The following is a 9,241-nucleotide window of genomic DNA, read 5'->3' as shown; positions in this document are numbered from 1 at the left end:
GGGCGGCACTTACTTTCTTTGCCGCCGCAAAGAAAGATAAGCAAAGAAAGCGGCTAAAACCGCTACTGCTAAGTGGGAACCGTGGCCTGCAAGTGGCAGTGGCTCCGTGGAATCCGGGCCCTCGCACATTCGGCGCTAGTGACAAAGGGCTCATCAGCTCCCACTCCGCACTGCGTGCGTCGCGGATGGGTCTGCCTGGGAAACCAGGGGCTTCGGTTTTACGCCCCGGGGAACCATCGGCTTCGCCTCGGCGGCGCTGGGCGCGCCGAGGCGGTAGTTCAGTCTCGTTTCTTCAGGTGCGGTGCTTCCTGTTTTATAGCCTGAACTTTCCGACCATCTGCTTCAGGCCGCGAGCCTGATCGTCCAGGGATCTGGCGGCCGCTGTGGCCTGTTCCACTAGCGCGGCGTTCTGCTGTGTGCCGGAATCCATCTGCGTTACCGCAAGATTGATCTCTTCAATTCCCGCGCTCTGTTCCGATGATGCCGCCGAAATCTCGCCCATGATGTCGGTTACGCGCTTCACCGCCTTCACCACTTCATCCATCGTTTGCCCGGCATCCTGTGCCAGCGTCGAGCCGTTGCTCACTCGCTCCACCGACGTGCTGATCAAGCCCTTGATCTCCTTGGCGGCAGCCGCGCTGCGTTGAGCAAGGTTGCGCACTTCGGCAGCGACTACCGAAAATCCTCGGCCTTCCTCGCCGGCTCGTGCCGCTTCCACCGCCGCGTTCAACGCGAGAATGTTGGTCTGGAATGCAATCCCCTCAATCACGCCAATGATGTCGCCGATGCTCCGCGCGCTGTCGTTGATCTCGTTCATCGTCGCCACCACGCGGCTTACTACGTCGCCGCCCTTCTCCGCAATTTCCGAGGCGTTGTTGGCTAGGGTGCTCGCCTGCCTCGCGTTGTCGGCGTTCTGACGAACCGTCGAAGTCAACTGTTCCATGCTGCTCGCGGTTCGCTCGAGCGCCATCGCCTGTTGCTCGGTGCGTTGTGACAAGTCGAGGTTGCCCATCGAGATTTCGCCGGATGCGGTCGCGATTGCGTCCGCGCTGGACGCGATGTCGGAGACCGTCGTCGCGAGGCCGCTTTGCATGTCGTGCAGCGCGTACAGCATGCTCGACTTGTCCTTGCGGCCCAATGCGATCTGGTTCGATAGGTCGCCCGCGGCAATCCGGCTGGCAATTTCCTTTGCGTACGCGGGCTCGCCGCCGAGTTGGCCGGCGAGGCGTCGGACTACCCACTCGCTAATGCCGAACGCCAGTGCGATCAGCGCGACCGTCATCGCAGCGAGCATCACGAACGACGAATGGAAGATGAAACCCGATGCCTCGATGGTTGCCTTTGCGGCTGTGCCGCGCTGGGCAACGAGTTCGTCGACGAGTTTTTCGAGCTTGCCGGTCTCGACCAGCAACGAGACGTCCTGGGTGCCGACCTGCCAGTTCATCTGCGAAAGATCGAGCGGCTGCGCTTTTACAAGCGTCACGAAATCACGCAGGTGTCCGCTCCACGCCGCGACGGCAGCGGCGAATTTCTTTTGCTGGTCGACAGCCTTCGCGTCAGATGTGTCGACGTACTGTTGCAGCGTGCCGAGTTCACTCGCGAGGCCGCTCAATCCCTTGTCGATGTCGGCGCCGAGATCGTCGCGCTCCTTGGCGGTGGTCGCGGTCAGCAGCATCTTTTGCGCGCGGCTTGCGCGCAGCATGTGGCCACGCGCCTCTTCGGCAGCGCGGCTCGCGACGTGGCCCTGGTCGTAGATCGATTGTGCGGAAGCATTCAGGCGGCTGATCTGGGTCAGCGAAAACACGCCGATCGCGAGTGTGCCGATCAGCAGCACGGCAAACGCCAGCCGCAATGTCGCCTTCACCGACAAGCCCTTGAGCCGCACGGCCCGCGAGTGGTTGCCCTGGCCACGCGATGGCGACGGTTTGCCCGCCGCTTCCCCTTCCGGTACGAACCCCGCGCCCGTCTGGCCGCCCAGCGAAACTGCTTTCATATTTCTCGTCCCCACGTTTCGAACTGCCGGAAAGGTCGGTTCCGGCATTAATACTTATCTCTCCGGGTCTACGGCATAACCGTCTGCGATCTTTAACGTCGCTTGTCTGATGCCGACTGCCGCGCCCGGTCCTCGACGCGTCGCTTTGTAAGCTCCGCGCCCGCGATCGTTTTATACATGGCCAAAAATCCCCGAATCGCATTTATCAGACGACGTGCCAACCACACGTCACCATGCGCAACACGCTTGACACAGGCACCGCCGCGGTGCATCGCGGTTGGGGCTTCGGCACATCCATGACGTATGGAATGCGCAATTCGCGTCCGATTCTCGACAAAACTTGTCCTTACAATTCGTGCGAGCCACATTAAACTTAGACAAATAGCTGACAACGCCCGGCGCCGCGTCGAAATGCCGCGGCAACCCGGCAGGTTGCGCAAAGGCATGCGAACGCCGGAAATCGCGACGCGCCGGCGGCCTGAAATCATGACCGCACACCCTTTCTTCTCTCTCATCTAGCGTATGGAAACGAGCCTCGAAAAAAGCGCCCTCGCCGGCGCCTCAGCCTCCCCCGCGGGTTCAGCCAACCCCGCCGGCGCGCAGCCGGCCGCCAAGGTCCAGCGCACGGTCTACTCCGTGCTGGGCGCGATCAGCTTTTCGCACCTGCTCAACGACATGATCCAGTCGTTGATCCTGGCGATCTACCCGATGCTGAAAGACAACTTTTCGCTGTCGTTCGGGCAGATCGGCCTGATTACGCTGACTTACCAGATCACCGCGTCGCTGCTGCAACCGCTGGTCGGCAGCTATACCGACAAGCATCCGAAGCCGTATTCGCTGCCGGTCGGCATGGGCTTCACGCTCGCCGGCCTGCTGCTGATGTCGGTCGCGCCGAGTTTCGGCGTGCTGCTGGTCGCGGCGGCGCTGGTCGGCTGCGGCTCGTCGGTGTTCCATCCGGAATCGTCGCGGGTGGCGCGCATGGCCTCGGGCGGCCGCCACGGTCTGGCGCAGTCGCTGTTCCAGGTGGGCGGCAATGCGGGTTCGTCGCTCGGGCCCTTGCTCGCCGCGTTGATCGTGATTCCGCATGGCCAGCGCAGCATCGCGTGGTTCTCGGTGGCGGCGCTGGTCGCGATCGTCGTGCTCACGCAGATCGGCCGCTGGTACAAGCAGCATCCCGCCGTGAAGAAGGCGCGCAGCCAGACCGGTCACGCGACCCTGTCGCGCAACCAGGTCATGTTCGCGATGGGCGTGCTGATGCTGCTGGTGTTCTCGAAGTACTTCTACCTCGCCAGCATCAACAGCTACTTCACGTTCTATCTGATCGACAAGTTCCACCTGCCGGTGCAGGCCGCCCAGGTCCACCTGTTCGTGTTCCTCGCGGCGGTTGCGGCAGGCACGGTGATCGGTGGTCCGATCGGCGACCGGATCGGCCGCAAGTACGTGATCTGGGTGTCGATCCTCGGCGTCGCGCCGTTCACGCTGCTGCTGCCGTATGCCAACCTGTTCTGGACCGGCGTGCTGACGGTGATCATCGGTATCGTGCTGGCTTCGGCGTTCTCGGCGATCCTCGTCTATGCGCAGGAACTGATCCCCGGCAAGGTGGGGATGATCGCGGGCCTCTTCTTCGGTTTCGCGTTCGGCATGGGCGGGATCGGCGCTGCCGTGCTCGGACAGTTGGCCGACGCCACCAGCATTACCTATGTGTATAAGGTCTGCTCGTTCCTGCCGCTGATCGGCCTGTTGACGGTGTTTCTGCCGGATGTCGAAGGCAAACGCGCGAAAGCGTGACGGAGCCGCTTGCGGTTGCATGAAGAAAAAGGCGCTACGGCGCCTTTTTCCGTTGGGCCGCGCCCTCATGGTGAACCCGCGTTGTCCGCAAGGCGACGCCTGCTCTATGCTTGTGCGGATGTACGGCCTGCCCTCCCGCCGCGCCTCGCAGCCGTACGACTCGACATCCGTTCACTCACGCAGCAGAAGGATCGCCGCCGATGACCACCTACCGCGACTTCCACCGCCGTTCGATCGAGCAGCCCGAGGAATTCTGGCGTGATGAGGCGCAGCGGATTCATTGGCAAACGCCGTTCGATACCGTGCTCGACCGCTCGAATCCGCCGTTCGCGCGCTGGTTCGTCGGCGGGCGCACGAACCTGTGCCATAACGCAGTGGACCGGCATATGGCCGAGCGTCCGCAGCAGAACGCGCTGATCTACGTGTCGACGGAAACCGGTATCGAGAGACGCTACACCTACGCCGATCTGTACGCCGAAATCAACCGGATGGCCGCGGTGATGCGCTCGCTGGGCGTGAAGCGCGGCGACGTCGTGCTGCTCTATCTGCCGATGATCCCCGAAGCGCTGTTCGCGATGCTCGCGTGCGCGCGGCTCGGCGCGATTCACTCGGTGGTGTTCGGCGGCTTCGCGGCCCCCAATCTGGCGGCCCGCATCGACGATGCGAAACCTGTGCTGATCGTCACCGCCGACGCCGGCGCGCGTGGCGGCAAAGTGATCGACTACACGCCGCTGATGGACGAAGCCCTTGCGCGTGCGGCCCACAAGACACCGCACGTGCTGTTGATCGACCGGCAACTCGCACCCGAGCGCCTGAACGCGAGCTACCTCGTCGCCTACGAGCCGCTGCGCGAGAAATTTTTCGACGCCCACGTGCCGTGCGAATGGCTCGAATCGAACGAACCCTCGTATGTGCTGTACACCTCGGGCACCACCGGCAAGCCGAAGGGCGTGCAACGCGATGTCGGCGGTTATGCGGTGGCGCTGGCGGCATCGATGGAACACATCTTTCAGGGCAAGCCCGGCGATACGATGTTCACCGCGTCGGACGTGGGCTGGGTAGTCGGCCATAGCTACATCGTCTATGCACCGCTGATCGCGGGCCTCACTACCGTGATGTACGAAGGCACGCCGATTCGTCCGGACGGCGGCATCTGGTGGCGCCTCGTCGAACAGCACAAGATCAATCTGATGTTCACCGCACCGACAGCGTTGCGCGTGCTGAAAAAGCAGGATCCGGCGCTGCTGAAAAAATCCGATCTATCGAGCCTGCGCGCGCTGTTCCTCGCCGGCGAGCCGCTCGACGAACCGACCGCCGCATGGATCGCCGACGCGCTCGGCAAGCCCGTGATCGACAACTACTGGCAGACCGAAACCGGCTGGCCGATGCTGGCGATTCCGCGCGGCGTCGAAGCGCTGCCCACCAAGCTCGGCTCGCCGGGCGTGCCGTCGGCCGGCTTCAATCTGACCTTGCGTAACGAACTGACAGGCGAGCCCTGCCCGCCCGGCGAAAAAGGCGTGCTCACGCTGGGCTATCCGCTGCCGCCGGGCTGCATGTCGACGGTATGGGGCGACGACAAGCGCTTTGTCAGCACGTACTGGTCGAGTATTCCGAATCAGCAGGCCTACTCGACCTTCGACTGGGGCATTCAGGATGAAGACGGATACGTGACGATCCTCGGACGCACCGACGACGTGATCAATGTGGCCGGTCATCGGCTCGGCACGCGCGAGATCGAGGAAGCGTTGTCGAGCCACGCGGCGGTCGCGGAAGTCGCGGTGGTCGGCGTGACGGATGCGCTGAAGGGTCAGACGGCGATGGCCTTCGTGGTGCTGCGCGACGCGCAAGCCTATGCGAGCGAGAAGGCACGAGCGAAGCTGGAAGCCGAACTCACCGCGACGGTCGACCGCCAGCTCGGCGCGATTGCGCGGCCGGCGCGTGTGGTGGTGGTGTCGATGCTGCCGAAGACGCGCTCGGGTAAGCTCCTGCGCCGTGCGATTGCGGCGCTCGCCGAGGGACGCGAACCGGGCGATCTGCCGACGATCGAGGATCCGGCGGCGCTGCAGCAGGTGCGGGAGGCGCTGGGTTAAGGATTACGCCGCGCTACGTGCCGCTAAAAACCGCGTCAGGATCGCGTTCGAATACGTCCCCGCGATCTCCGTCAGAAACGACACGAACGATTGCGGCGCGTGATCGTCGGCGGTGTCGGAGATGGTCCGCACCACCGCGCACGGCACGCCGTACTCATAACAGACCTGCGCGATCGCAGCGCCTTCCATCTCGACCGCGAGCGCGTCCGGCAGCGCATCGCGCAAGCCTTTGACACCCGTCGCACTCGCGACGAACTGATCGCCACTGATGATCAACCCGCGATGCACGCGCGGCTCGCGTGTGCCGAAGCGCGCCGCCGCAGCAGCCCCCTCTTCCGCGACAAAACGCTCGCATGCCGCAGCCAGTTGATCGGCAAGCGCCGCATCGGCTGCGAAGCGCGACACGCCGAGCAACGGCACCTCGAAGCGCGGAAACAACGGCGACGCGTCGAGATCGTGCTGCATCAGCCCGTTGGCGACGACGATATCACCGACCCGCACCTCAGTCCCCACGCCACCCGCAACGCCGGTGAACACAACCGCTTCGACATCGAACGCATGGATCAAAGCGCTGACCGTAGCCGCCGCCGCGACCTTGCCGACGCGCGCCAGTGTCACGACGCAAGGCGCGCCGTGCATGGTGCCGAGGTGATAGTCACGCTGACCGTGAGTAATGATGCGCACGCCGGATTCGGCGCGCATCGCTTCGATCAGATCGCCAAGTTCCTGCGGCAAGGCCGCCAGAATGCCAAGCGGACGATGCGAGACCGTTGCGCCGCTGTGGTTTGGATTCATGCCGCCCGTGCTCATTCAACCGCCTGCAATTTAGCGACCGCAAGCGCCAGCCACTTTTCGCCGTGCCGCTTGAATTTGACTTGGGCCTTGGCATCCGTGCCACCGCCTTCCAGCGCCGTAATCGTGCCTTCCCCGAACTTGGTATGGAACACTTGCTGGCCGACGCGGAAACCCGTTTCAGCAGCGCGTTGTTCGTTCGCAAAGGCCGGCAACGGCGCCGGCGTCGACGACACGGCGCCCGTGTAACCCGGTCGCGCGAACCAGTCGCGACCATAACCGGCGTTATCCGAACGCCCGCCCCAACGCGCGCCCGCCTCGACCTTCGGCGTGAGCCACTTGAGCGTTTCCTGCGGCAGTTCGTCGAAGAAGCGCGAGCGGATGTTGTAGCGCGTCTGGCCGTGCAGCATCCGGCTCTGCGCAAACGACAGATACAAACGCTCCTTCGCCCGCGTGATCGCCACATACATCAGACGACGCTCTTCTTCCAGCCCATCCGATTCCATCGCGCTGTTTTCATGCGGGAACAGCCCTTCTTCGAGCCCGGTGATAAACACCGCCGTGAACTCGAGACCCTTGGCCGCGTGCACCGTCATCAACTGCACGGCTTCCTGACCGGCTTGCGCCTGGTTGTCGCCCGCTTCCAGCGACGCGTGCGACAGGAAACCGGCGAGCGGCGTCATCGTGTCCGGGTTTTGCGCCGGATCGGCGATGCTGGGCGCGTCCAGCACGACGGTATTCGGATCATCCGTGGCGACGGCCAACTCAGGCGCCGTGGTCGCGCCCGGGCGCAGCGGAATCGAGCGCGCCGGCGTATCCATGCCGTAGCCTTCTTCGCTGACAAAAGCAGCGGCCGCGTTGACCAGTTCCTGCAAGTTCTCCAGCCGGTCCTGGCCTTCGCGTTCGTTCTGATAGAACTCCGTGAGACCGCTCGTGCGGACCACGTATTCGACCGTTTCCGGCAGGCTCATCTGCTGCGTTTCCGCGCGCATTTTGCCGATCAGGTTCGCGAAACTCGCGAGGCTCGACCCCGCCTTACCCGCGACATACGGAATCGCCGCGGCCATCGAGCAGTTGTACAGACGCGCCGCGTCGGCAAGTTGCTCGATCGAGCGCGCGCCGATGCCGCGCGTGGGGAAATTGACGACGCGGGCGAACGCGGTGTCGTCGTTCGGATTGTCGATCAGGCGCAGATAGGCGAGCGCGTGTTTGACTTCCTGGCGTTCGAAAAAGCGCAGACCGCCGTACACGCGATACGCGATGCCCGCATTGACCAGCGTGTGTTCGATCGTGCGCGACTGCGCGTTGCTGCGATACAGGATGGCGACTTCGCTGCGCGACGTGCCGGTGCCGATCAGCGCCTTGATTTCCTCGACGATCCAGCCGGCTTCCTGCGTATCGGTGGCGGACTCGTAGACGCGCACCGGTTCGCCGTGACCCGCGTCGGTACGCAGATTCTTGCCCAGACGCCGCGAGTTATTGGCGATCAGTTGATTGGCCGCGTCGAGAATATGGCCGTGCGAGCGGTAGTTCTGCTCCAGCTTGATCATGTGCCGGACGTTGAACTCGTGTTCGAAGTCGCGCATGTTGCCGACGTTCGCACCGCGGAACGCGTAGATCGACTGATCGTCGTCGCCGACGGCGAAGATCGAGTTGGTCTGCCCGGCCAGCAACTTCAGCCACGCGTATTGCAGCTTGTTGGTATCCTGGAACTCGTCGACGAGGATGTGCCTGAAGCGCGCCTGATAGTGGGCGCGCAGCGGCGGATTGTGCGCGAGCAGCTCGAAGCAGCGCAGCAGCAGCTCCGGAAAGTCGACGACGCCTTCGCGCTGGCACTGCTGGTCGTAGGCTTCGTAGAGCTCGACGAATTTGCGGTTGAAGTTGTCGGTGGCGTCGACGTCTTTCGGGCGCAGGCCTTGTTCTTTGGAATTGTTGATGAAGTACTGGAGATTTTTCGCCGGGTACTTTTCGTCGTCGATGTTGAGGCCCTTCATCAGACGCTTGATCGCGGAGAGCTGGTCCGCGGTATCGAGGATCTGGAAGGTGGCTGGCAGGCCGGCGTCGCGATGATGCGCGCGGAGCATGCGGTTGCAGAGGCCGTGGAAGGTGCCGATCCACATGCCACGGGTGTCGATCGGCAGGAGAGCCGAAAGACGCGACATCATTTCGCGGGCGGCTTTATTGGTGAAGGTCACCGCCAGGATGGTGGCGGGCGACGCCAGACCGTGCTGGATCAGCCACGCGATGCGCGTGATGAGGACGCGGGTTTTGCCGCTGCCCGCGCCTGCAAGGATGAGCGCTGGCTCGTTGGGGAGCGTGACGGCGGCGTGTTGTTCGGGGTTTAGATTGGCTAGCAGATCGGGCATTTTTTGGGAGGACGGCGAGGGCGTTCGACATTATATGCCCCTCCGGGGGTTAGGTTTTTTTGGGGTTTTTTGCCTTTTGCGGCGGCATTGTCAGGGTTCTTGGGGCTTTGGCCTTTCCCTCGTCTATTGCCTGCGCGGCGCTTGTTGCCTGTTTGCCTGGGGCTTTGGCCTTTCCTTGATTTGCTAGTGGTCTATTAGCGTTGCCCCTGTGC

The 9,241-nt window shown here is 63.3% G+C and carries 5 protein-coding genes; 2 read left to right on the top strand and 3 right to left on the bottom strand.

The window, feature by feature from the left end:
- Positions 1–313 precede the first annotated feature (313 nt).
- Entirely contained in the window at positions 314–1,993 is a 1,680-nt protein-coding gene (locus M0D67_RS41475) for a methyl-accepting chemotaxis protein (RefSeq protein ID WP_266243504.1), read from the bottom strand.
- Between the two features lie 522 nt (positions 1,994–2,515).
- Here M0D67_RS41475 and M0D67_RS41470 point away from each other — a divergent pair.
- Positions 2,516–3,781 carry an MFS transporter gene (locus M0D67_RS41470; protein ID WP_266243502.1) on the top strand — a complete coding sequence of 422 codons (1,266 nt, stop codon included), beginning with the start codon at positions 2,516–2,518 and terminating at the stop codon, positions 3,779–3,781.
- Positions 3,782–3,981: 200 nt separating this feature from the next.
- Positions 3,982–5,871 (top strand): propionate--CoA ligase, encoded by a 1,890-nt coding sequence (locus tag M0D67_RS41465; protein ID WP_266243500.1) that lies wholly within the window; start codon positions 3,982–3,984, stop codon positions 5,869–5,871.
- 3 nt (positions 5,872–5,874) lie between these two features.
- Here the strand turns inward: M0D67_RS41465 and M0D67_RS41460 are convergent, their stop codons facing one another.
- A complete protein-coding gene (locus M0D67_RS41460) occupies positions 5,875–6,666 on the bottom strand; it encodes a 5'-methylthioadenosine/adenosylhomocysteine nucleosidase (protein ID WP_233465434.1) in 792 nt (263 codons plus the stop codon).
- Positions 6,667–6,677: 11 nt separating this feature from the next.
- Entirely contained in the window at positions 6,678–9,029 is a 2,352-nt protein-coding gene (locus M0D67_RS41455) for a UvrD-helicase domain-containing protein (protein ID WP_266243498.1), read from the bottom strand.
- Positions 9,030–9,241 lie beyond the last annotated feature (212 nt).

This window comes from Paraburkholderia sp. SECH4 (genome assembly GCF_030511745.1).
In the GTDB taxonomy this organism is placed as follows: Bacteria; Pseudomonadota; Gammaproteobacteria; order Burkholderiales; family Burkholderiaceae; genus Paraburkholderia; species Paraburkholderia madseniana.
Note: the sequence above shows the minus strand (reverse complement) of the source record. Positions and strands in the feature narration are given on the sequence as shown.